At 35.7% G+C, this 21,489-nt stretch carries 19 protein-coding genes and 1 pseudogene; 8 read left to right on the top strand and 12 right to left on the bottom strand.

The features are described from left to right. Window positions 1-6: 6 nt before the first annotated feature. The 3 genes from DEU39_RS14320 (at window position 7) to sufD (ending at window position 2,748) form a co-directional block, all read left to right on the top strand. Complete coding sequence (locus tag DEU39_RS14320; RefSeq protein ID WP_120232420.1) at window positions 7-513, top strand: GNAT family N-acetyltransferase; 507 nt, start codon at window positions 7-9, stop codon at window positions 511-513. An 18-nt stretch (window positions 514-531) separates the two neighbouring features. After that, a complete protein-coding gene (gene sufC / locus DEU39_RS14315; protein ID WP_120232419.1) occupies window positions 532-1,275 on the top strand; it encodes a Fe-S cluster assembly ATPase SufC in 744 nt (247 codons plus the stop codon). 165 nt (window positions 1,276-1,440) lie between these two features. Beyond that, entirely contained in the window at window positions 1,441-2,748 is a 1,308-nt protein-coding gene (gene sufD, locus DEU39_RS14310) for a Fe-S cluster assembly protein SufD (protein WP_120232644.1), read from the top strand. A gap of 73 nt (window positions 2,749-2,821) precedes the next feature. Here sufD and DEU39_RS14305 read toward each other — a convergent pair whose 3' ends face one another. Both DEU39_RS14305 and DEU39_RS14300 read right to left on the bottom strand, forming a co-directional pair. Then, window positions 2,822-3,745 carry a DUF3078 domain-containing protein gene (locus DEU39_RS14305; RefSeq protein WP_062673095.1) on the bottom strand — a complete coding sequence of 308 codons (924 nt, stop codon included), beginning with the start codon at window positions 3,743-3,745 and terminating at the stop codon, window positions 2,822-2,824. Window positions 3,746-3,973: 228 nt separating this feature from the next. After that, on the bottom strand, window positions 3,974-4,900 hold the full coding sequence (locus DEU39_RS14300) for a DUF3078 domain-containing protein (protein WP_062673093.1): 927 nt from the start codon (window positions 4,898-4,900) through the stop codon (window positions 3,974-3,976). Window positions 4,901-5,149: 249 nt separating this feature from the next. Here DEU39_RS14300 and DEU39_RS14295 point away from each other — a divergent pair, with 249 nt between their 5' ends. The 4 genes from DEU39_RS14295 to DEU39_RS14280 all read left to right on the top strand — a co-directional run bounded on the left by DEU39_RS14295 (window position 5,150) and on the right by DEU39_RS14280 (window position 9,106). Next, window positions 5,150-5,917 (top strand): rhomboid family intramembrane serine protease, encoded by a 768-nt coding sequence (locus DEU39_RS14295; protein WP_120232418.1) that lies wholly within the window; start codon window positions 5,150-5,152, stop codon window positions 5,915-5,917. A 33-nt stretch (window positions 5,918-5,950) separates the two neighbouring features. Next, window positions 5,951-7,060 (top strand): DNA-processing protein DprA, encoded by a 1,110-nt coding sequence (gene dprA / locus DEU39_RS14290; protein WP_120232417.1) that lies wholly within the window; start codon window positions 5,951-5,953, stop codon window positions 7,058-7,060. A 190-nt stretch (window positions 7,061-7,250) separates the two neighbouring features. Then, a complete protein-coding gene (gene gdhA / locus DEU39_RS14285; RefSeq protein WP_062673086.1) occupies window positions 7,251-8,609 on the top strand; it encodes an NADP-specific glutamate dehydrogenase in 1,359 nt (452 codons plus the stop codon). A gap of 101 nt (window positions 8,610-8,710) precedes the next feature. Continuing rightward, entirely contained in the window at window positions 8,711-9,106 is a 396-nt protein-coding gene (locus DEU39_RS14280; RefSeq protein ID WP_228432354.1) for an iron chaperone, read from the top strand. A gap of 43 nt (window positions 9,107-9,149) precedes the next feature. On the opposite strand, the gene DEU39_RS14275 is transcribed toward DEU39_RS14280, so the two are convergent. The 6 genes and pseudogenes from DEU39_RS14275 to DEU39_RS14250 all read right to left on the bottom strand — a co-directional run bounded on the left by DEU39_RS14275 (window position 9,150) and on the right by DEU39_RS14250 (window position 16,050). Next, window positions 9,150-9,452, bottom strand: coding sequence for a hypothetical protein (locus DEU39_RS14275; protein WP_062673083.1), 303 nt, complete (start codon window positions 9,450-9,452; stop codon window positions 9,150-9,152). 237 nt (window positions 9,453-9,689) lie between these two features. Then, the gene (locus tag DEU39_RS14270; RefSeq protein WP_062673081.1) at window positions 9,690-10,178 is read right to left on the bottom strand and encodes a YkgJ family cysteine cluster protein; all 489 of its coding nucleotides are present in this window, start codon (window positions 10,176-10,178) and stop codon (window positions 9,690-9,692) included. Then, on the bottom strand, window positions 10,179-11,150 hold the full coding sequence (locus tag DEU39_RS14265; protein ID WP_062673079.1) for an ion channel: 972 nt from the start codon (window positions 11,148-11,150) through the stop codon (window positions 10,179-10,181). A 346-nt stretch (window positions 11,151-11,496) separates the two neighbouring features. Further along, complete coding sequence (locus DEU39_RS14260; protein ID WP_120232415.1) at window positions 11,497-14,616, bottom strand: M60 family metallopeptidase; 3,120 nt, start codon at window positions 14,614-14,616, stop codon at window positions 11,497-11,499. Window positions 14,617-14,633: 17 nt separating this feature from the next. After that, window positions 14,634-14,765, bottom strand: a pseudogene (locus DEU39_RS14255) (IS5 family transposase); the annotation flags it as partial. Between the two features lie 292 nt (window positions 14,766-15,057). After that, the gene (locus DEU39_RS14250; protein WP_120232414.1) at window positions 15,058-16,050 is read right to left on the bottom strand and encodes a hypothetical protein; all 993 of its coding nucleotides are present in this window, start codon (window positions 16,048-16,050) and stop codon (window positions 15,058-15,060) included. A gap of 200 nt (window positions 16,051-16,250) precedes the next feature. Here DEU39_RS14250 and DEU39_RS14245 point away from each other — a divergent pair, with 200 nt between their 5' ends. Beyond that, window positions 16,251-16,631, top strand: a complete 381-nt coding sequence (locus tag DEU39_RS14245; protein WP_120232413.1) for a group III truncated hemoglobin — start codon at window positions 16,251-16,253, stop codon at window positions 16,629-16,631. A 93-nt stretch (window positions 16,632-16,724) separates the two neighbouring features. Here DEU39_RS14245 and DEU39_RS14240 read toward each other — a convergent pair whose 3' ends face one another. The 4 genes from DEU39_RS14240 to DEU39_RS14225 all read right to left on the bottom strand — a co-directional run bounded on the left by DEU39_RS14240 (window position 16,725) and on the right by DEU39_RS14225 (window position 21,485). Beyond that, window positions 16,725-17,795 (bottom strand): calcium:proton antiporter, encoded by a 1,071-nt coding sequence (locus DEU39_RS14240; RefSeq protein WP_062673070.1) that lies wholly within the window; start codon window positions 17,793-17,795, stop codon window positions 16,725-16,727. 66 nt (window positions 17,796-17,861) lie between these two features. Continuing rightward, window positions 17,862-18,200 (bottom strand): DUF6122 family protein, encoded by a 339-nt coding sequence (locus DEU39_RS14235; RefSeq protein WP_062673068.1) that lies wholly within the window; start codon window positions 18,198-18,200, stop codon window positions 17,862-17,864. A 27-nt stretch (window positions 18,201-18,227) separates the two neighbouring features. Next, complete coding sequence (locus DEU39_RS14230) at window positions 18,228-19,466, bottom strand: hypothetical protein (protein ID WP_120232412.1); 1,239 nt, start codon at window positions 19,464-19,466, stop codon at window positions 18,228-18,230. Continuing rightward, entirely contained in the window at window positions 19,467-21,485 is a 2,019-nt protein-coding gene (locus tag DEU39_RS14225) for a hypothetical protein (RefSeq protein WP_120232411.1), read from the bottom strand. Window positions 21,486-21,489: the final 4 nt, after the last annotated feature.

Here is a 21,489-nt window from a genome sequence, read left to right as displayed (position 1 = left end):
AAAAATATGATAGCTACAGAAAGATTAATTTTAAGAAAACCTACAAAAGAAGACTTTGGAAGATTCTTTGAAATTAATCATGATCCTCAAACCAATATTCACAATCCAGGCGGACCAATGAATTTTGAAAAAGCAGAAAGCACATTTGCCAGAATGCTTGATCATTGGGAAAAATATAGTTTTGGAGGCTGGGTGATTGTTGAAAAAGATGATCCAGAAAATATAGTAGGTTTTGGAGGGCTGAGCTATAAACTCTACGGAGAAGAAGAAAAATTGAATTTAGGTTATCGTTTTGCTTCCCAGGCATGGGGGAAGGGATACGCCACAGAATTCACAAAGAAGGTTATAGATGTTGGATTAAATCAAGACAATAAAGAAGAAATATTCGCAATTGTCCGTCCCAGCAATATAGCTTCTGTTAAAGTTTTGGAAAAGGCAGGTATGATCCAAATCGGGACGCTGAATGATGTCCCTGGTCAGCCTGAAAGTTTAGTATATAGAATTCAAAAATAATTTGTTTAAGCAAATAAAATGTTAGAAATTAAAAACCTTCACGCCAAAATTGAAGATGGCGCAGAAATATTAAAAGGTATTAATCTTGAAATAAAGCCGGGCGAAGTTCACGCGATCATGGGACCAAACGGAGCTGGTAAATCTACCCTATCTTCTGTAATCGCAGGAAAAGAAGATTACGAAGTAACTGGTGGAGAGATTCTTTTCGAAGGACAGGACATCAGTGAAGAAGCTCCTGAAGATAGAGCTCACAAAGGGATTTTCCTTTCTTTCCAGTATCCAGTGGAAATTCCGGGAGTTTCTGTAACGAACTTTATCAAAGCTGCTTTGAACGAGACGAGAAAAGCAAACGGACTGGAAGAAATGCCGGCAAAAGAAATGCTTGCATTAATTCGTGAGAAGTCTGAAAAACTGGGAATTAAAAAAGATTTCCTTTCAAGATCATTGAACGAGGGATTCTCCGGAGGTGAAAAGAAAAGAAATGAGATCTTCCAGATGATGATGCTTAATCCGAAATTGGCTATTCTTGATGAAACTGATTCAGGATTGGATATTGACGCTTTAAGAATCGTAGCAGATGGAGTAAATCATTTTAAAAATGAAGGAAATGCAGTTCTTCTGATTACGCACTATCAGAGATTGCTTAACTATATTCAGCCTGATTTTGTTCACGTTTTAGCAGATGGAAAAATCATCAAAACAGGTGACAAATCTTTAGCATTAGAACTTGAAGAAAAAGGTTACGACTGGCTTCTTAACTAAGAAGAATATATATTATTTCAGAGATTAAGCTTTTTTCGTAATCATCCATAAAATGTGGCAAAAAAGAATCTCTACTATTAAAAATTGGTTTTCCTATTCCTCGGAATAACAATATTTTAGTTAATAAAAAAAGAAAAAATGGTGCAAACCACAGATATACCAGTAATGGCATTAAAAGAACAAATTATAGAGAACCATAATGAATTTTTGGAGAGTCTTCGTCACAGGTTTCTGGATGACAGCAGAAAAGCAGCTCTTCAAAGATTTACAAACCTTGGTTTTCCAACAAAAAAAGACGAAGAATATAAATATACCAATCTAAAGGAAATCACGGAAAAAAGCTACAACTTCTTCCCGAAAGAGAACCACAATATCACTAAAGAGCAGTTTGATGAACTGCACCTTGGAGAAGAAAATTTTGATTGGATTGTTTTTGTAAACGGTAAACTTCACAAAGAGCTATCCAAAGTTTCTATTGAGAATGTAGAGTTCCTTTCATTCAATTATGCATTGAACGATGAGAAGCATAAAGAGGTTTTTGAAAAGTATTTCAATACGATTGCTTCTAAAGAACAGGCTTTTACGAACCTGAACCTTGCTTACTGCAAATATGGTTTCTTCCTTAAAGTCCCTAAAAATGTAGTGATTGAAAAACCAATCCACATTTTTTATATCTCTCAGAATCAGGAGGAAAATACGTTCTACAATACAAGAAACCTTTTGATCGTAGAAGAAGGAGCTAAAGTAGAGGTCATTGAAAGCCATCACAATTTTGACAGCACTTATGTATTGACAAACTCTGTAACGGAAATCTTTACGTATCCGAATGCAAAGGCTGACTGGCATAAACTTCAGAACGATAACAACACAACCTACCTTATCGACAATACTTTCGCAAGACAGGAAAAAGACAGTTTAACAACGGTAAACACATTCTCTTTCGGAGGTAAACTGGTAAGAAACAACCTTGATTTTATTCATAATGGATCTAATATAAATTCATTCATGAACGGAATCACCATTATTGGGAAAGATCAGTTGGTAGATCACCATACTGCAGTTCACCACAACTTCCCGAACTGTGAAAGTTACCAGAACTACAAAGGAATCTTTGATGGGAATGCCCACGGAGTTTTCAACGGAAAGGTTTTTGTTGACAAAATTGCACAGAAAACAAACGCTTACCAGCAAAACAACAACGTATTGCTAAGTGAAGGAGCAAGTATTGATACAAAACCTCAGTTAGAAATCTTTGCTGATGATGTAAAATGTTCTCACGGATGTACAGTAGGCCAATTGAATGAAGATGCTTTATTCTATCTGAGAGCGAGAGGAATCTCTAAAAAAGAAGCACAGGCATTACTTTTATATGCTTTTGCGAATGATGCCATGCAGAACATTGATATAGAGCCTCTAAAAGAGAAAATTTCAAAGCTTTTAGCTGAGAAATTAGGAGTTGATATAGAATTCTAAGACTTATATATTGATAAACAAAAGCACTTCAAAATGAAGTGCTTTTTTATTGTATCATATAGTATGTTTCTACTTATTTTTTCAACCAGCTTTGGTTATCTTTATTTTCTGAACGTTTCTTACCATTATCAAAATTATAAGCCAATCCTACGCCTAAAGTCTGCTTCAACTGAGTCTTCCATATCTGATTATGATCATACAAAAGATCCAAAGTAACGTTGGTAGAAATATATTTATTGATTTTCATGCTTAAAACTCCACTATATCCAAGGACAAGCCTGTCCGGATGATCAAGGTAGTTTGAGAATACAGAAGCCGTATTCAGTAAGGTTATGTTCTCCATAATTTTCAGCTTGTACATTGCTGTCCCCAGAAAACCGAATTGGAAAAGAGAAGAATCTCCATCGTTTTTAAGACCGTAAGTTCCTGCCTTCTGAAGATCTTCGTCTAAAACGAAAGTCCATCTGGCATTTGCAGGCCGTAAAGTAACTGTAAGATTATCATTGGGACGGTATGTAACCCCTGCTCCTACACTCAGATATCCGGGAGCCATAAAATTGGAAATCTTTTTTGCATCAGGATTATTTCCATCTTCATAACCCGGAGCAAACTGAGTCTGAAGCCCTGCTCCTGCAGACAAATACCAATGTTTGGCAAATTCTCTCCCATAGTTTGTAGAAAGATTAATGACATCCTGAGTCTTTCTTACTCCCGTTCCCTGCGTGTTATTTTGCCCATAACCCAGGATAATAATATTTTCCCAAAGATCTTTCCCTTTTTCATACGTCAGGTTGTAATTAACACCAGCAAGCCAGCCAACGTTGTTAGCTCCACCTCCTACCCAGTTTGAAAAGGCAGCCTGGTTAAGCATTAATGTATTTTGCCCCTGAATAGACCATGCTTTAATGGTGTCTGATGCCGGAGCTTCTGTCTTAGCCTCCTGAGCGAATGCTACAGCTCCCAAAGAGATAGAACTGATCAATAAAAGTTTTTTCATAATGTTGATTTATTACAAATGTATAAATAATAATTTATGCCATCATAAAATTCACTTTAAAATGAATTTAACATAACTAAAAATACACGCATAAACAACTGAAATTAAACGACTTGTAAACAAAACAATTCCTAATCAAACTTAAGTCAACTTAAAATTACAGAATTTTATAAAGAAAAAACACCTCATTTCTGAAGTGTTTTTTAACTATAATATAAATTTTCCAAACTATTTTTTGATCCACCACTGGCTGTCTTTGCGATCAGAACGTTTTACACCATTTGCGAGCGTATAGGCAAATCCGATTCCAAGAGTTTGTTTCAGCTGTGTTTTCTCTATCTGATTATGATCGTATAGCAAGTCTACGGTCACATTGGAGGATATGTATTTATTCACTTTCAGGTTCAGCAAAGCTCCATAGGCAAGAACTAATCTGTCCGGGTGATCAAGGTAATTCGAGAAGACAGAAGCCGTATTGGTTAAATAAATATCTTCCATTATTTTCAATTTATATATTGCTGTTCCCAGAAAACCGAATTGTAATAACGAAGTATCTCCATCATTTTTTAAACCATAGCTGCCTGCTGTCTGAAGGTCTTTATCCAGTACAAATGTCCATCTGGCGTTGGTAGGACGTAACGTTACAGTGAGATCATCATTGGGTCTGTATGTGATACCCATCCCGACGTTCAGGTAGCCCGGCGCCATAAAATTGGATATCTTTTTCGCATCAGGGTTATTTCCGTCTTCATATCCTGCAGCAAACTGTGATTGAAATCCTGCTCCCATAGAGAAATACCAGCTTTTTGAGAATTTTCGTCCATAATTGGTAGAAACATTGATAACGTCCTGTGTTTTTCTGATACCCTGGCCTTTTGTATCATTCTGCCCATATCCAAGAATAATGATATTTTCCCAAAGGTCTTTATCTTTTTCATACGTCAGATTATAATTCAATCCGGCAAGCCATCCAACGTTATTGGCACCACCGCCTACCCAGTTTGAAAAGGCAGCCTGATTAATCATTAATGTGTTTTTTCCTAAAACCGACCAGTATTTTATGGTATCTACCACTGCGGAATCTTTTTTCAATTCTTCTTGTGCACTTGCATATATTCCTATAAAACAGGAAAGAATCAATAAAAACTTCTTCATTACTCTAAATAATTTTCAATGCAAAAATATTAATATAATTTTTTTAAAAGCTAAAATCAGCTTTAAAAGAACCAATTTCTATAAAGTTGAATTACCTCATAACAAGATATTTCTATAAAATCAATGCCAAATAATGAGTTCAAAAGTTAAATTTAACACCTTTTGTCTTAAAATCAGGACGGTAGAAACTTATTCATCGACAAATTTTCCGAAATTTATCATTGGCTTTTGATTTGACGTAAAACCCACATGTTCAAAAATATAATTTCCAAAAGAGCGGTTATATACCCATTGCTGATGCTTTCAACGATGTGGTTCGGGTATTTTTTACAAATGCAGGGCTTTTTTCAAAGCTGTTTTGGAGCCATTATTCCTCTCTTGCCTGAGGGATTGCTTGGTGTAGTTACCTCTCCCCTTTTACATGGAAATATCGATCATATTATAGGAAATTCCATTCCCATAGCAGCACTTATGTTTTTGCTGTATCAGTTTTATCCATTGGTTGCCAACAAAGTTTTTATCATCGGCTGGCTGGCAACGGGACTTTTGGTATGGCTTCTTCCTCCTATTGATATTCTTACCGGTGAATATATGTACACCTGTACCATCGGAGCAAGTGGCGTGGTTTATGTACTCGCTTTTTTCCTATTCTTCAGCGGGGTATTTAAATGGAATACGAAGCTTCTCACAATTTCAATGCTTGTTGTGCTTTATTATGGCAGTTTGATATGGGGGATGCTTCCTGAAGAACTGTTTTACAACATGCAGGAGCCGAGCAAAATTTCTTGGCAGGCCCATCTTTCAGGAGCTGTAGTAGGCAGTATTATTGCATTTGCTTTTAAAAATGTTGGCGAAAAGAAGAAAAAATTTATCTGGGAGTTTCCAAATTATTACAGCGAAAAAGATGATAAATTGTGGCAGGAATACAAGGAAAATCATCCTGAAGACTTTATGGAACTTCCATACAAGAAAAAAGATGATATCTGGGACCATTTGGATGAATTGAGAAAAAGATAAAACTTATTTCATTACATTTGAAAAAAAACACACATGACCTCAGAAGAATACTTTTATGCCATTGCCCTCCGCGAATGCAGCCAGATTGGCGATATCCATTTTCATAAACTTGTCTGTACTTTCGGAAGCGCTCAGGAAGCCTGGAATAGAGCCAGAAAAGAATATAAAAAGCTGGAAGGAATAGGGCAAAGAACAGTTTCAGATATTGGAAATAAGTCTCATTTGGAATTCGCAGAAGAAGAATTAAATTTTTGCGAAAAAAATAATATTCAAATCAGGTTAAAACACCTCAAAGAAATCCCGTCTCTACTTAATGAATGTAATGATACTCCCGCTATTCTTTATCAAAAAGGGAATATTGAGGATGCACAGCCAAAAATAAGTATTGTAGGAACCCGAAATATGACCGCTTATGGAAAACAGTTTATTGAAAACTTTTTTGAAGCAACACGATCCTCAAAATATACATCCATAAGCGGTCTCGCTTTAGGCGTCGATAAAGAAGTTCATGAACAGTCTATTTGTCATCAAAAGCCCACTGTAGCTGTTCTTGCACATGGTTTTCAATATCTATATCCGGCAAAAAACAGAAAACTTTCTGAAAAAATTTTACAGGAAGGAGGAGCATTAATAACGGAGTTCAGCTCTTCCAGAAAACCTGACCGGGAAAATTTTATCCAGAGAAACAGAATTGTGGCAGGAATATCCCCTGCAACGATTGTAGTGGAAACCGGTTTCGGAGGAGGCTCTGTGAGCACAGCAGCCTTTGCCAATGATTATAACCGTGATGTTTTTGCACTGCCTGGAAAAATTACAGACAGTTCTAGCCAGGGATGTAATCAGCTGATTTTCCATAATAAAGCAACGGCAATTTCTACCATAAAAGATCTTATAGAACTCCTTGGATTAAATGATCCTAAAGAAAAAATGGAAGAGTTATTTCCTTATAGCGAGACCAAACCACAATTATCTGACAATCAGAATTTAATATATCAATCTATTCAATCTTATCCTCAAATCTGTTTAGACGATCTCTCCATGAGAATTGATCTTCCTACTCATAAAATCTTACCAATAATTTTAGAATTGGAACTTTTAGGGAAAGTAAAATCATTTTCCGGGAGGCAATTCATCGCAATTTAAGATTTAATGATTTCTTAATATTGCATTATTTCATATATAACATTTCATTTTTAATAAAATTTAAACACAAATTATCAATTTAATAATATTACGGAACATTATTATTTAATTTTTAACAATGTTAAAATATAGTGTTGTGAATCTTGAAAAAAAAATTAAATTTGTTGACAATAATATTCAACCTTAATATATGGAACAATATAATATTGACCAGAAAATCCAAGAGTTTATTGCAAAAATTGAAGCAAAAAATCCTAACGAACCGGAATTTTTACAGGCTGTAAAAGAAGTTGCCGTAACCGTAATTCCATTCATTGCTACTAAAAAAGAATATACCGGAATGAAGCTGCTTGAAAGAATGGCTGAAGCTGAAAGAATTATTATTTTCAGAGTTCCATGGGTTGATGACAAAGGAGAAATTCAGGTTAACAGAGGTTTCAGAATTCAAATGAACTCTGCTATTGGACCATACAAAGGAGGAATCCGTTTCCACCCTACTGTAAACTTATCAGTTCTTAAATTCCTGGCGTTCGAACAAGTATTCAAAAACTCTTTGACAACTCTTCCAATGGGAGGTGGTAAAGGAGGTTCAGATTTCGATCCACAAGGAAAATCTGATATGGAAGTAATGCGTTTCTGTCAGGCTTTCATGACAGAATTATGCAAACACATCGGTCCTGAAACAGACGTACCTGCAGGAGATATCGGTGTTGGAGCAAGAGAAATCGGATATTTATTCGGACAGTACAAGAAAATCAGAAACGAGTTTACCGGAGTTCTTACAGGAAAAGGTCTTGCTTACGGAGGCTCATTAATCCGTCCTGAAGCTACAGGATATGGTGTAGTATACTTCGCAGAGCAGATGCTTAAAACGATCGGACAGGATTTCAAAGATAAAATTGTAACAGTATCAGGTTTCGGAAACGTAGCGTGGGGAGTTATTAAAAAAGCAACTGAACTAGGTGCTAAAGTTGTAACAATCTCTGGTCCTGACGGATATATCTACGATAAAGATGGTATCAGCGGAGAAAAGATCGATTATTTATTAGAACTTAGATCTTCTGGTAATAACAGAGCGGAAGACTATGCTAAAAAATATCCATCAGCTGAGTTCCACGCTGGAAAACGTCCTTGGGATGTGAAGTGTGACGTAGCTTTCCCTTCCGCAACTCAAAACGAATTAGATTTAGACGATGCAAGAAAATTAGTTGAAAACGGATGTATCTGTGTAACTGAAGCGGCTAACATGCCTTCTACACTAGATGCTATCAACTATTTCTTAGATAATAAAGTATTATTCTCTCCTGGTAAGGCTTCCAACGCTGGAGGTGTTGCTACATCAGGATTAGAAATGACTCAGAACTCTATCCGTCTTAACTGGACTTCTGAAGAAGTTGATGCAAGATTAAAGGAAATCATGATCGGTATCCATAAAGCTTGTAGAGATTACGGAAAAGACGAAGATGGTTATGTAAACTACGTAAAAGGTGCAAATATTGCCGGCTTCGTAAAAGTAGCAGAAGCAATGTTGGCTCAAGGAGTTGTGTAACAAAAAACAAAGGTTGGGAAAAACTCCCGACCTTTTTTGATATAGCCTGTTCCCGGGATAATGGGAAAAAAGTAAAAAGTGAAAGGAGAAAGCGCTGCTATATGCAGCGCTTTTTTTATTTTTATATGATGCAAAACACCTTTAAAAATATTGATGAATATATACTTCTGTTTCCGATAGATGTACAGAAAAAATTACTCGAACTTAGAAAAGTAATTCATTTACAGGTTCCGGATTTGGAAGAATATATCGGGTATCAGATGCCGGCCTTCCGGTACAAAGGAAAACCGTTGATTTATTTTGCGGGATATAAAAAGCATATCGGATTCTATCCCGGAGCTGAGGGTATTCATAATTTTAAAAAAGATTTTGAGGAAAGAAAGTATAAATTTTCAAAAGGAGCTGTTCAATTTCCCATCACTGAAAATCTGCCGTTGGATCTGGTCACCAAGATTTTATTGTTCAAAGTGGAAGAAATTGAACAAAAAAAATCCTGAAATACAAGATTTCAGGATTCCGACTAGTGTTTGCTAAAGTGCTTTACTTTTTCTTCTTTTTGTCTTTCTTCTCTTCTTTAGGAGCATCTGCAGGCTTAGTAGCATCAGTAGGCGTTGTACTTACTGATGGGTCCGTTGCAGGTGCAGTTTCCATTGTAGTTGCAGGTGATTTTTCCTGTTGATTCTTTGGATCCGAAGGACTTGTAGTCTGTGTATTCGGTTGTTGAGTCTGAGTTGTCGTAGTGTTATTAGTAGAAGTATCGGCCGGCTTTTGTGGTGTTGATTGTGCTGATACTGCGATTACTCCGACTAATGTAAACGCTGCCGTTAAAAATAACTTTTTCATAATGTAATATTTAAATGATTGTTTAACTTAAACGAGACATCATTTATAAAATTATGTGTAAAAGACTTATTTAACGTACTTTATAATTATTTAAGAGGAATTTGCAAAAATGAGTTAGAGTGATTTGGCTGGAAGAGGGATGTTGGAAGCAGGAAGTTTATTAGATTAGAAGTCGCAGTTTTTCTGATCAAAGATGAGAGCTCCCAATCCCCATCTCCCCTCTTCCTGCTTACAAAGCTATTTTCCTATATTCTTCATCATTTTTTCTACAAATTCAAATGCTGCGGGGCAGATAACTGTATTTTTCAGCATCAAATTATTGATCTGATAAATCTTTTTACGGTCTGTATGAGGATATTCACGGCAGGCTTTTGGTCTTACGTCGTAGATAGAGCATGTATTATCGTCGTTCAGAAAAAAACAGGGAAGATTCTGCAATACCTTATCATTATCTTCATCTACTCTCAAAAATTTTGCTTCAAAGTCTGCAGACTTCATTCGGAGATGTTTGGAAATTCTCTCAATATCTTTTTCGGTATAGAGAGGTCCCGTTGTTTTGCAACAATTGGCACACTGCAGACAATCTATTTCTTCAAAAACTTCATCATGTGTCTCCTGCACTATATAATCGAGATTCTTGGGCGGTTTTTTCTTTAATCCGTCCAGAAATTTCTTGTGTTCTTTCTGCTTTTGTATCGCCTGTTTTTTATAAAAATCTAAATCCATTTATTCTTTGTTTCTCACGGACTCCGGAAGTTCTTCTTTTTTATACTCGTTAATTTTATCCAGATCCAGTACCGTTGAGAGATTTTCTTTATTTGGATAATACATCGGAACAAATTTGGCTCCATATACAATTTCTCCAGTAGTGTACGAAGATCTTTGAACCACCGTATTTGAAAATACTTCATCAAATGCGCGTACCTGTACGATGAGCTCAAGATCTGTATTTTTAAAATCCTCTTCAGAAAAACCGTAAAACGGAGAGTTTTCATCAATTTTATGCACTACAGTCCAGTTGAGAGCCAACGTATTGATCTTACTCATCTGCGTGGTAAGTCGGTAAAAATTACTTTTGGCAACCCCATTTTCCACAACTTCAATAGCTACCGATACAATTACGTCGGCATCCGTCAATGCATTATTTTTATAGGGAGCAAGCCTGAACATCAATGCTGAAGATTCCTGAAAAGGAGCAATAACTGCTATATCAGAAAATCTAAGATATGCCCGTGGTCTTGAAAATCTTCCGTAAAAAAGCCCTGTTGCAATGGCAAAGGTAAGCAATCCCAGAAAAGCTTCAAAAGTTGCTACAAGACTTGCCAAAAATCCTACCGGAGCTATCCTCCCATATCCAACTGTGGTGAATGTCTGGGAACTAAAGAAAAAGACATCAATAAATTCATTGAGTGGATCACTTTTATCTATTCCTGTGAGATGCTCTACCCCAATCAGATAATAGATCATTGCAAACAGTAGATTAATGAGAATATAAGCGATAACCAGATAAGAAATAAAACGAAATGAGGACAAATTCAGCATAGTGTGATACCAGCTTAACCTGTTAAAAACATTAACGCCTCTTCGCTGAACATTCGGGAGACCATCTTTATTGATGAACCTTCCTGAGGCATTGGTTCCGAAACCACTGTTCTCCGCATTTTTCTGACGGATCTTTTTTCTGAATCCTCCTGTCATTTTTTAATCATTTTGACTTTGTTATATTATGATTTTCCTCTACAATAAGCCAGTTGATGATTAGCTCTTTCTTTCAGCATACAGATATTTTAAAAGGCAAAGTTAAGCATAGAACACATTATGATGCTTAATTTTTTAAGTAATCATTTTTTTAAATTACTCCCTTCAGATGATAGATGATTTTACCATGGATTTTCTATAAAGCTGTTTACTTAAAATGAATAAAAAAACAGCAGAAATTCAAATTTTTCTGCTGTTTATATCATTTATTAAATCCCAATTACACAATAGCGTTTCATGCGGGGCAATTGGGTAATCTCAAATTCCGGCGAATTAATTACTAATATTATTCTTTAATAATTTTAGACTGATATTTATTGGTCCCGTTATTTATTGAAATAATATAAATTCCCGTTTTCAGATCTTTTATTTTATCGTTAATTTCCTTATTGATGTCACTTAGAGAGCCTTTTACTGAAATCAATAACGTCCCTGTCATATCAGATAATTCAGCGTTCAGATTTTCTCTTGAATTTTTAATATGGATAACCAGTTTTTGTCCATTCTTTAAGGGATTCGGATAAATAATAAAGTCATTATTATTTGTCTTACTATCCTTAACATCTAAAGTATTTGCCGGATAAACGAGAATTTTTTGCCCGTTATATCCTACTGCATATACTTTCAAAGCATTGGAAGGGAAATCAACATATGTATTGGCCAATGTAGTATCTCCAGTTCCTACGATAGAAACACTGATGAGCTGGTCACCTGCATCATAAGTTTCAAATGCAACAGCATTATTCCACTTAGAATTATTTACCAATAAAAACTGACCTTGCGCATTGTTCACAATCTGGGCCCCAATTCCTGTAATTCCTGAGACAGGAAGAAGATTTTTATAGGCATTCACGCTATTTGCCGAAAGATAATTAATCACAGGAGATACTGGTTTTGCATACCCCTTCATTAAAACATAGGCTTTCACATCATCAATCATACTTTGTGTAATCGTAAGCTGACCGTTTGAGTAATCTGAAATTGTAGCATTAATAGGTTTTAAAAAACCTGTATTGGTAAAGAAATCTGTAAGGTCTTCCTGCACAGCGTCACAGGTATTTTTCACAAAATTCATGACCATTTGTCCATTGGTAAGCTGGGTTTCGTTTGTGTTTCTTACTTTTTCAGCTACTGTAGCAAACCAATGTGCATAATCTATTCCCGGAACAGCAGGTATAACCGGAGGCGTATCTTCATCTGACATATCCGAATCAAATACAAGCGTAGATGCACTTTTTGAAGCACCCGCCAATTGATAATACAATTCTAATTGCCAAAACGGAATAAGGCTTCTGAAATTTGCATCTGCAGGATTCACATAATCTGTTCTGAACTGATCCATAATACTCTTCCCGTTAATTTGGGTTTGAATAATAATTTCTCCAAATCTGTTTCCTGCCACTTTAGGGAAAGCCGTTTTATCAGCAATTTCACCTTCCAGTCTTGTAAATCTGTTAGCTCCTGTTGGTGAATACAAATTGTAATATGCCCAAAGCGAGTACATATTATTTGTAATTTCTGTCGTTCCGATCCATCTTAGCCCAGGTCTAATCTGATTGACATGCCCTAATTCATGAGCGACTCCCCAAAAGTCCAGACCAGTTGCTGAAGCAGAATTTGAAAGCCCCCAAGTGAGATCTAAATGAGCACCCAGGCCTCCTGCATACCAGCCTCCAGAAGATTCTGTATAAACAAGCTGTCTGTTTTTAAGATTTTTATTAAACTTAAAAAAGCCCATCATTTCTCTTTCAGATTTAACAATTGCATCGTATTTATCAATTAAAGGCTGAGCGGTGGTGAAATGGAAATTGCTTATCACAGACTTATCCATCATCAGTTTCGTGTAATAACCTTCTATATCAATTTTTGGATAGACATCATTAGTCAGCATTTCAATCCATTCTGCAGACGTTGTACCCTTTTTATATATACCATTTACAATCCCTGCTGTAATATTTGCCGATACAGGTAATGCATTTACATCATCAGTGTAATATGAAATGTATCCCAGTCCGGCATTTGTAATATTAAGAATATTCAGTCCATTTTTCAATTCATAAGATTTTTCAGGAGAAGCTCCTTCAGTAGCGAAATCTCTTATTTTTAAATAAACTTTGTTTGCCTCCGTAATATCTTTGGCAAAAACAATAGCAGTAGTATTAGCCTGAAATGCTAACCCTGTCGGATTTTCATAGCCATTATAATTCCCTACCTTATACTGGTTGTTTATGGATTCAATTGTTTTATATGCCGTAAAAGTCTGAACTCTGTATTTTCTATTATAGGTATTATTAAATAAACACTGAGCTAACCCTTTAATGAAAGGTGAGGAAATTGCATCAATATCCTGCTGGGTTATTGTTGGTTTTAAAGTACTGAAAAGAGTATCATTAAAAATATTTGAATAAGCTGAAAGATTAAAACTATTAGGGCTGTTCTGAAAAAATTCCATTTCAGCACAACTGGCAAAATTGTTTTTACCATCAAGAACCTCAATCTTTATATTTAAAGGAGTAATGGCAGAAGGAAAAACTACCGTTTTAATAGTACTCGTTTGTCCAAAATTTTGAGTAGCAATATCAACATAAGCAGGGTTAGAAATGGTATTATAACTTATTTTTATATTTCCGAAAAGACCATTAGGCCCGCCATCTTGTCTTGGGGTGTACCTTAAATAATTCATAGATGTCTGCCCATCAAACTTATAAATCAGAGAAATAGGAAAAGTGGCTGCTGTAGCATTCCAGCTGCAATGATAAAGCGTACTTACATTACCATCAAAGGATTTCTCTATATTTTCTCCCGATTGGAAACTTGAAGCCGAAGATCCTGCCACCTGAGGCAACACAGGAATATCCGCATACCCTGAAAACTCATTGGTGGGAAGTGTACATTCTGTTTGTATAGGGTCCATCTGTTCTTCAGAATAAAACTCCATCTCTGCACAACTTGAAAAATTATTTTGAGCACTTAGAACATCAATCCTAATAACATCAGGATGAACAATTGCTGTTGGCAAATCTATTGTTTTTGCCGTATTATCAGATGCCCAGGAAATAACTCCGGTTGCTGCTATAAAAACAGAAGGATCGGATTGCGTAGAATAGGAAACCTTCACACTTGTCCATATTCCATTAGGACCTGTTGTTCTAGGCTTGTACACCAACTTTTTTACACTTTTTACCCGACTGGAAAATTTGAAATTTAAATGATCCGGAAGTGCAGTACTCAAATTATACCGCGAATGATAAAGTGTATTCACATTATTATCATTACACATTCCTGCCTCCTGCCCGGGCTGTGGTGGTTGTAACGAACTTACATAAGCTATAGGCATTTTATATTGCTGAGCAAAAACTATCTGTAAGAAGAACAGAAATAAAAGGATAAAATAATTTTTTTTCATCTTGTTGTAATTTTTGATTAATAAAATTTATTCAGAGCTACTGCTATAAAGGCGATATAATTGAAAGATTTCCAATTTGATACTGTTGTGTCAAAATGGTTGAGTAAAGAACGAAAGCTGTTCAGCCATGCATTAGATCTTTCTATAGCCATCTATTCCTGTAAAAAATTCATCAAAATAACTCTCAGTGAAAACCATCTTGAGAACAAAAATTAGGAGCCAGATTATTTTTCTATCATAGCTTTGCCAAATACTTGTACATCAACCTAAAAGTTTTATTTCTAAAATTAAGAATTAAAATAATTGCAAAAACTTATACCTACCTGTTTTTAATAATACACCACCAGTTGAATTATATTATTGCAATCCCGCTTTACATTAAACTGCTGAAAAAATGAAAAAACAATACTCCACTTTTACCCTTTTTTAATAAGAGAAATTCTATATCTTTTGTGCCGGTGATTCCAGTACGGTAACACTTACATTGCTGACAGATTTTACGATTCCTGACTCTCCGTGTATATTGGTAAGAAAATCAGGGAAGCTTTCGATAGGAAAAGCCCAATAGTAATGTCCATCTACGGGAGAGGGAAAGTTCGCCTGTAATCTTCCTTTTAATTTCATCGGTACAAAGTATTCAACGGATGATCCCTTCAATTTTGTAAGGACAGAAATTGTTTTTTTAGAATGAGCGGGCACAATGGTTTTGTAGCTGCTGGTTTCAGTAACTTCTTCAGAATTTTCTGTACCTTCAGTAGTATCTCCTCCTACAACAACTTTTGTACTTGCTGAAGCTTTTGCAACTAACGGAATATCAACGGATACTGAAGCTGCCACTTCAAATGAACCTGAAACGGTCCGTTTCCAGGAAGTAGAATATCCTTTTTTATAAGAATAGGTTACCGTAATTTCACTTTCTCTGTCGCCATTGTTAATTGCCTCCGTAGTGTAAGCATTGTCCGGTAGATCTGCACCGTCCGTTTTTATTGTCACCTGAGGAGTTCCCAAAACAATGGAAACATTAGGGTTTGGAGCTGTATTCCGGGCATCTCCATCTACAGAAAGGTCTGGATTAAATATAATTCCATCCGGAACCTGGCCGGAATAAGCAAAAATGTTTTTCAACCGTGTTCTTTCTCCTGAATAACTGACATCATATCCCATATCTTTCAGGTGATTTGCCTTGAAAGGGATTTCACGCTCTTCATTTGGCGAACTATAGCTGTCACCCAAACTATTATTGCCTGGTAATTTAAACTCATCTGCAATTTTCCAGCCCTGCTGAAGCATCTCTTCCTCAGTCAACTGTGATTTCTTTACTTCAGAATAATGTACTTTTTCTGAATCATCATTCATAGCACTCACTTCATCCCTTGAACATGATACTGAAAACATCAATAAGAGAATACAAACAGAATTGATTTTTTTGATCATTTTAATAATTTTTTAGTGTTTAATAATTAAATTTACAAAAAACGAATTCTTTTAAGGCGCTTTTTTGCGAATTAATCAAATTTTAATCTTTCCCAATTTTCCATTGTTTTATAATATGTTGTTCTCTAAAATACTGTTTACATGAAATTTATCAATTTCGCGACTGAAATTTTTAATACGAATTATACTAACTTTGAAGTATGAAAAAGCTTGAATCAAGAGAAGATATTGAACACCTTGTCAATTCATTTTACAACAAAGTTGTTAAAGATGAAACCATTGGATTCTTTTTTAATGATATTGCTAAAGTAGATTGGGATAAACATCTTCCTAAAATGTATTCTTTCTGGGAATCTATTCTTTTTGGGCAGATGAGCTATAAAGGAAATCCAATGGGTGTCCACTTCCCGGTTAATGAGATACAAGCTATGGAACAGAAGCACTTTGACAGATGGCTGCTGCTTTGGCGTACGACTATTGAGGAAAATTTCGTAGGCGAAAATGCCGACATGGCGATTTACAAGTCAGAGAATATAGCAAAACTGATGGCTTTCAAAATGGAGCTGGCGAGAAGGTTGTAGTGATACGGGATTCGGGGTACGGGATATCGATGTCGAGGTTAACTTCCGGGATTTTACAGATAAAAAAGATTTATAATTTTTTATTTTTTCTTTCTAAGGAACAATTACTGTAAAGATATAGGCTGCCAGATTCACCAGCAGAACAGTCCCGTACAGGACGTTTGTTTTTCCACGACTTAAAGATAGCATCACAATAAATACGGATAAAGAAAGCAGAATAATGTCTTTTTTATCCAATCCCAATACAAGTGGAATATCATACATAATACATACCGCTGAAACCGCAGGAATAGTCAGTCCGATACTTGCCAGTGCAGAACCCAATGCCAGATTTAAGCTGGACTGGATTTGATTGGCTCTTGCTGCACGGATTGCAGCAACGCCTTCAGGAAGAAGAACCACGGCAGCAATAATTACCCCAACCAGGGATTTTGGAGCTCCAAGGCTCTGTACCATTCCTTCTATTGTATCGGACAATCCTTTGGCCATCAGTACAACAATAACAAGACAGATTACCAGAAAGACAAAGCTGATAAGTGTTTTTGGTAATGAAGGAATATAATGTTCTTCAGGATGCTCATCAGGAACAATAAAATAACTTCTGTGGCGCACAGTCTGTACCATCAGGAAAACCCCATAAATGGCAAGACATGCGATAGATATAAAAATAAGCTGAGCTTCGTTATAGAATGGTCCGTTGACACTTGAAGTAAAATTGGGAAGAACAAGGGTAAGTACCAGAATGGAAACAATACTCACCAGATAAGTAGTTGCTGAAGTTCTTGCAAAGAACTGTTCATGATATTTAACGCCACCTACCAAAATACATATTCCAAGAATTCCGTTGAGAATAAGCATTACGGCAGCAAAAACGGTATCTCTGGCCAGCGTGATCGCCTGATCTCCGCCGGCAACCATCAGCGAGATGATAAGCGCTACTTCAATAATGGTGATACAAAGCGCCAGGATGATTGTTCCGAAAGGCTCCCCTACTTTATGAGCTACAACTTCAGCATGATGTACTGCTGATAAAACACTTCCGATCAATAAAACACCGGCCAGAATATCATAAAGGACACCATTTCCCATCAAACCGGAAAAGTAGTATCCTACTGCCAGAATAGGAAAAATATAGGTATAATGTAAAAGTTCTTTTAGTCTCATATCGTGACTACAAAATACAAAAAATCTATAATAATTTCAATATTAAAAGAAAATATTAATAATATTTTAATGAGGCCAGAAGTTAAAATCCTGATAATCTGTGAACATATGGAACAGAAGCCCGATTCCTATAAGCCTGATATTTCCTTTAAAGAACAACAGCAAAAAATACACCGCAATGGCATAATAAGAATGTAAAAAATGAAAACCTATACTTTCTCTTGACGGATCAAAAACAGGATTGGCAAATAGATGGTCCAGATCTACCAGCATGGTAGCGAGAAGAATAAAATATGCTTTTTTCCAATTTTTACGATAAAAAACCAATGCGATAAATATTGGAAAAACGAAATGCAAAAAGTAATGAGTAAAAGTTTTGAGCAATGTGATGTCTGATGGAGCCATTAATGAAAATTTTATCGGTTTCTATACTTACCACCGTAAAATTAAGGGTAATTCTCCTTTCTTCGCTTTTATTTTTATCCAATAATTCTGAGCCTTGTTCCCATACAACACGTAATCAATGTCAGAAATGATCTTTTTTTCAGTGTTATTCAATGTTTTCAAAGAAGAATACAGCAAAGCATTATTTCTGATCATAATATAGTTTTGCTTTAACCGGCTGGATAATGATATCGGATTCCGGGTTGATTTTATCGTAACACCTTTATTATTTTGCGTGATTTTATTAGGTTGGAAGGGAATTGCAGTAAATTGATTTTCGTTGTTGATCCATTTTTCAGACTGGAAATATTGCCAGGTTTTCTCAGGATCATTACTCAGAATATCGATCATATAGCTGGGCTGAGTGATCTTTTGAACTGTCTTTTTTTCAACTTCATTGAAATTATCATCATATTCATAAGTGACAATGGTATCATTGATCTGCTGGAGATTGGCCGTAGCTTTTAAAGACACAGCCTGTGATGAATCTGCAATACTCTTATTAAAAAAACGGGTAAAATTTCTGATGTTTTCCTTATCAAGCTCCAATTCCAGAAATTGATTTCCTTTCTCAAATTTTGAAGCAATCGTATTAAAAATCTCCGGATTTGAATTATTATTGATTTCAATTTCATCCTCATTTAGCTCAATGGAAAAGTTTCGGATTTTCTGCCCTGAAATGAATGAAATGCTTCCCACTGTATTTTGAATAAAACGGTCTGCCTCCCAAACATGATGTACAGAATTCTGAAGAAGTTTTTTTTGAAGGGTTTCAAAAGCAAGATCTGAACTTCCTGCAATACAATAATCTCCTTCTATCATAACGAAAAACTGCTCCTTCTGAAAACGGTTATTACCTTTAGCAACAAAGTTTTGCTTCTTTAAATAGGTGATGAGTTTTTGCGAATCTTTAAGCTCTAAAACACTGTACCATTCTGAAAATTTAGTATCTTTAATATGAAATATCTGCAGAAAATCCGGAATTCTGATTCCTGAATCTTTCAGTGAACCGGAGGTTTTACTCTTTGCTTTGCTTCCGGACCATTTTGAAGGATGGGTTGCTAAACTGAAGAGGTATTGTCCCGTTAATTTCTTCGTGTCGATTAAAACGACTGCATCTGCGTTATCAGGAATATACTTAAGGCTTTTATCTTTGTGAAAAGCTATAAAATATACTGCAACAGCCAGCAATAAAAATAACGGGACAATAATCTTCTTTTTGTTCATCTATAAAATTTGAGGCTTCTTTTCTGTTTCTTTAGCTTTAAAAACCTGATCGAATATATCAAAGAAATACATTAGGCTGTTTTCTGAAGAATCTTTGATGTTATAATTCATCTCAGTCTGGATGCTTTCTCCTTTTACTTCCGTTTTATAATACAGTTCTCCTACATTTTTTTTGATCGCCTCTAACGTTTTTCTCTCTTTCGGGCTTTTGAATTCTTTGTCTAGTCCTGTTAATAGCTTCTGAATATCCAGTCTGCCGGACAATGGATATTTAGCGGAGTCTTTTGCCCATTTTCTGGAAACATCAGATTGGTTTACAGGTAAATTATTATCTGCAGCACTCATAAGGTATACTACTCCATCTTTCACAGTAAAAAACAACTGATCTACATATCCTCCGTTTTTCTCTTCTTTAAAGGTATAAAGGTTTCCTTTTTTAGAGAATCTCTTAGACATTTTTTTGTTGGTTGTAAGCAAATCAAAAATACGGTTCCAGTACCCTTCATTCTCTGTTGCAAAAGCGAAAGTGAAGTTAGGAACAGCGATTTCCTTGGTTTTCTTTACTTCTTTTTCATTGAAATCAGCATCGTATTCATAATCGGTGTATTCTACGGTTTTGGATTTTAATTCATTCAAAACAAAGATTCCGTTTCCAGGGGCAATTTTGGTAATTGCTTCTTCATCCAGTACAATTTTCATGGTTTCCATAATCAGCTCCATTTCTTTTTTGTACTCGTTTTCTCCTGAGTTCTGAAGAAGACTGTACATCATGTCAAAGCATTTTGCGCCATTCACATTCATTGCATAGTAGCCGACACTTTTTTCATTGATCAGCTCCAGCAGTTTTTTGTTTTTCTTCCCTTTATAAATGGCAGAAATATGCTTTTGAATGTCACCATTTTTGTGCTGATAATTATTAACCAGCCTTACTTTGTCTTTATCAAAATACAGATTGTATGCATAGTTGGAATTGTACATGTTTTTGAAAAACTGTCCATAGCCGTAATACTTTGTCATTTTTCCGTAGATACCTTCATTTACAATTCTTCCGTAGTCTGTATACACAAAAACATCGGAATTGGCATCTCTGAACGAAAGCATTTCTTTAGGCACTTCAATTTCTAAATTTGAACTGAAATATTGGTCAAAACGATCTTCTGCGTTCTTTTTAACAACCCTGAAGTTTTCTCTACGGATAGAATCCTGCTCTTTCTGGAAAGCCTTTTCTTCTTCCTCATCATAAGCATCTTCCGGCATTTCTTCTCTGTTTTCAGAATTTTCAGCAGTTTCTTTATCTGCAGGATATTTATGATGTTTCTCCAGGTATTTGATATCTTTCTGTATTCTTGCAATCTCGTTGTTATTATCTTTTATACTTTCTTTCAGATACTTAATATCATCCTTCAGACTTTTGATCTCTTCTTTATAATCAAACGGCTTTTCCGGTTCTTCGGTATACACTGTATCTCCCGGCTCTGCGTAAGCGGAGTCCACCACTGCAACTGCTGTACTGTCTGCAACTGCTTCGTCTGCCCAAAGATCCTTATAAGGTTTTGTATAGCTGATCATACTGAGAACAGCACGGCTCCCGTTCCATGCTACAAAAACATCATCATTGATATCTACGTAAGAATAGTTCTTTCTGCTGGAAACTTCCTGTCCTTTTTTCTTTACAGAATTAATGAACTCCTGAAACTTTTCCTTATTATCAATGATAAAATGGGTATTATATGCTTTAATGGAGTCATTAAAGCTCGCATAATGGTATTGAACAGCGTCGTATTTGATTCCTGTTTTGGAATAATCTGTCCATGAAAGATTTTCTTTACTCTTTTTGCTGAGCTCATGCAGCAAAGGATTCAGTTTATTCCAGTTGATTTTATTATTAAGCTGCTTTCCGTTGACTTCCATATAAAATACGGCATCGGAAGGAATTTTCATGCTGTTTTGGGCTAAAATCAATGTAAAGCCAAAGAGGACGAAAATAATGGTTTGTGTTTTTAAAAAGATAGATTTCATGACT

Source organism: Chryseobacterium sp. AG363, assembly GCF_003610675.1.
Classification (GTDB): domain Bacteria; phylum Bacteroidota; class Bacteroidia; order Flavobacteriales; family Weeksellaceae; genus Chryseobacterium; species Chryseobacterium cucumeris.
Note: the sequence above shows the minus strand (reverse complement) of the source record. Positions and strands in the feature narration are given on the sequence as shown.

Coding starts and splice junctions, on each gene's coding strand:
- DEU39_RS14320 (WP_120232420.1), top strand. CDS start 7: ATGATAGCTACAGAAAGATTAATTTTAAGAAAACCTACAAAAGAAGAC.
- sufC (WP_120232419.1), top strand. CDS start 532: ATGTTAGAAATTAAAAACCTTCACGCCAAAATTGAAGATGGCGCAGAA.
- sufD (WP_120232644.1), top strand. CDS start 1,441: ATGGCATTAAAAGAACAAATTATAGAGAACCATAATGAATTTTTGGAG.
- DEU39_RS14305 (WP_062673095.1), bottom strand. CDS start 3,745: ATGAAAAAACTTTTATTGATCAGTTCTATCTCTTTGGGAGCTGTAGCA.
- DEU39_RS14300 (WP_062673093.1), bottom strand. CDS start 4,900: ATGAAGAAGTTTTTATTGATTCTTTCCTGTTTTATAGGAATATATGCA.
- DEU39_RS14295 (WP_120232418.1), top strand. CDS start 5,150: ATGTTCAAAAATATAATTTCCAAAAGAGCGGTTATATACCCATTGCTG.
- dprA (WP_120232417.1), top strand. CDS start 5,951: ATGACCTCAGAAGAATACTTTTATGCCATTGCCCTCCGCGAATGCAGC.
- gdhA (WP_062673086.1), top strand. CDS start 7,251: ATGGAACAATATAATATTGACCAGAAAATCCAAGAGTTTATTGCAAAA.
- DEU39_RS14280 (WP_228432354.1), top strand. CDS start 8,711: ATGCAGCGCTTTTTTTATTTTTATATGATGCAAAACACCTTTAAAAAT.
- DEU39_RS14275 (WP_062673083.1), bottom strand. CDS start 9,452: ATGAAAAAGTTATTTTTAACGGCAGCGTTTACATTAGTCGGAGTAATC.
- DEU39_RS14270 (WP_062673081.1), bottom strand. CDS start 10,178: ATGGATTTAGATTTTTATAAAAAACAGGCGATACAAAAGCAGAAAGAA.
- DEU39_RS14265 (WP_062673079.1), bottom strand. CDS start 11,150: ATGACAGGAGGATTCAGAAAAAAGATCCGTCAGAAAAATGCGGAGAAC.
- DEU39_RS14260 (WP_120232415.1), bottom strand. CDS start 14,616: ATGAAAAAAAATTATTTTATCCTTTTATTTCTGTTCTTCTTACAGATA.
- DEU39_RS14250 (WP_120232414.1), bottom strand. CDS start 16,050: ATGATCAAAAAAATCAATTCTGTTTGTATTCTCTTATTGATGTTTTCA.
- DEU39_RS14245 (WP_120232413.1), top strand. CDS start 16,251: ATGAAAAAGCTTGAATCAAGAGAAGATATTGAACACCTTGTCAATTCA.
- DEU39_RS14240 (WP_062673070.1), bottom strand. CDS start 17,795: ATGAGACTAAAAGAACTTTTACATTATACCTATATTTTTCCTATTCTG.
- DEU39_RS14235 (WP_062673068.1), bottom strand. CDS start 18,200: ATGGCTCCATCAGACATCACATTGCTCAAAACTTTTACTCATTACTTT.
- DEU39_RS14230 (WP_120232412.1), bottom strand. CDS start 19,466: ATGAACAAAAAGAAGATTATTGTCCCGTTATTTTTATTGCTGGCTGTT.
- DEU39_RS14225 (WP_120232411.1), bottom strand. CDS start 21,485: ATGAAATCTATCTTTTTAAAAACACAAACCATTATTTTCGTCCTCTTT.